This is a genomic window from Paenibacillus kobensis NBRC 15729, assembly GCF_004000825.1.
GTDB lineage: Bacteria > Bacillota > Bacilli > Paenibacillales > Paenibacillaceae > Paenibacillus_T > Paenibacillus_T kobensis.
The window spans coordinates 1-1831 of record NZ_BILZ01000128.1 but is presented as its reverse complement, the minus strand read 5'-3'; the positions used below and the strand labels follow the sequence as shown (position 1 = coordinate 1831).

Annotated in this window: 2 protein-coding genes; both read right to left on the bottom strand. The window is 43.1% G+C overall.

Annotation, left to right across the window (positions count from 1 at the left end):
* Window positions 1-683, bottom strand: a 683-nt coding sequence (locus PKO01S_RS28385) for a hypothetical protein (RefSeq protein WP_164779836.1), incomplete at its 3' end; no start/stop codon positions are given.
* 80 nt (window positions 684-763) lie between these two features.
* Window positions 764-1831, bottom strand: a 1068-nt coding sequence (locus PKO01S_RS28380; protein WP_164779835.1) for a LamG domain-containing protein, incomplete at its 5' end; no start/stop codon positions are given.

Here is a 1831-nt window from a genome sequence, read left to right as displayed (position 1 = left end):
CGTTTGTATTCCGTATAAGTAGTTCCTTTAAATTTTAGAATACAACGGCAACCAATGACGGGCTCCACTTCTTTCTCGTATAGGAAAGAGTTAGAGACATCGTAGGTTCGGCTCAGCGTAAAAGAAAACCCATTTACGCCCGGCAATGTTAAGTCCGTTGCTGAAGTAGACAGATTGCCATTCATCGTGGAGATGCTCTCATCCCCGTTATTCACTGCGAACGGTGCGGTCTCGGACTTCATATTCATGCTTTTTAAACTTGAAGTTACACTCGGATCTGGAATATAGCCGCCATATGCATTGGATTGCATCGTCATTGCGGTTGATTTCAGACTGGATTTCTTATCATACACAGCACCAGTTACAGAATCCTTTCCGTATACAGCGCTAGTAACACTGCCGACGCCATATACCACGCTAGTAACGCTGTCGACGCCATATACTGCTCCCGTAACGCCCTCACCCACAAACTGCGGCGGTTGCAATTCCGTTATATTGCTAACAACAGGCTTATTCGTAAAATCCTCTACAGCCGCTTCCACTGTAACCGGCTCGGAGTCAATAGGTTCTACTTGTATTGCTTCATTGTCACCTATACTATTAATCACCGCATCCGCCGATGCGGGTATTGCGCACTCAAGCAATAGAATGAATAGTACTAAAGTCGAAATCAACTTTTTCAACAATTTTCTCCTCCAATAACGATGTATACTTTAGAACCTATGAAACTATTTGCGTAGACACACCGGTTAATATATTTCTATTAGCTCTCGATGAGATAGTAATCATTTGCAGCATCTGTAGCCATTTTTAGACTAGTACGTGAGGGAGTATTGTCTGGATACACTCTGTACATATCGCTAGTAATCTGTTCTTGATCCAATTTTTTATTCCAAACCTGAACATTCGCTAGTTTTCCACTGAATTCGTATTTCTGCTGGGCGGTTCCGACTTTAAATCCGCCAACGCTAAGTGTTTTGGACGCTATCTTGGACGAAGTTGCAGCAGTACCCGCAAGCTGTTGGATATTTTGCTTAACCCCATTGATGTACAATTCACATGTTTGTGTTGTCGGAACGCCATTCGGGAATATGGCAGCGACATGAACCCACGTATTCTTGAGACTAGCTGCTGAAATACCCATAAGATCTGAGCTGAGGGTATTAAATCCAAAATTGCCCCCCGTAAAATATAGCCCGTATTGTGTACTCCATACGAATGGCATATCCCCTGATCCTCCGGCCCAATACAACCAGAACTCAACCGTGTTATATCCTCCGCTAGTAGTGTTCACATCAACATTGGAATATGGATATACCGTTGTCACTAGCGATGTTACCTTTGACGGTACCGGCGCTAATAACCATTGCCCTACTAAATTCGCCTCATTTCCACGCAGTGTTCGGTAAAGATCACTCTGAATCTCTGCAGCTGATCTATTGGTGTTCCATATTCGAAGATCTGATAACTTCCCGCTAAATTGTGAAGAGGTTTGACCAGCGTCATCTTTAAAGCCTCCAATATAAGCCTTGGAGGAGACCGTTTTAGTCAAATCTGTTGTTCCTGCAGCTTGTGTCAATGTTTGTTTACTATCATTAATGTATAACTGACAGGTAGACGCTTTAATATTACTGTTAGGGAACACTGCGGTAATATGAACCCATTTATTCTTAAGAGCGGCCGATGGAATCCCTATAAGATCTGAACTATTCGTACTGAATCCAAAATACCCCCCACGGAATATGAGCTTGTAACCCACGCTCCAGGAAAAAGGAATGGAGTTCTCAGTACCGTCCCAATACATCCAGAAATCAATGGTGTTTCCTTCACC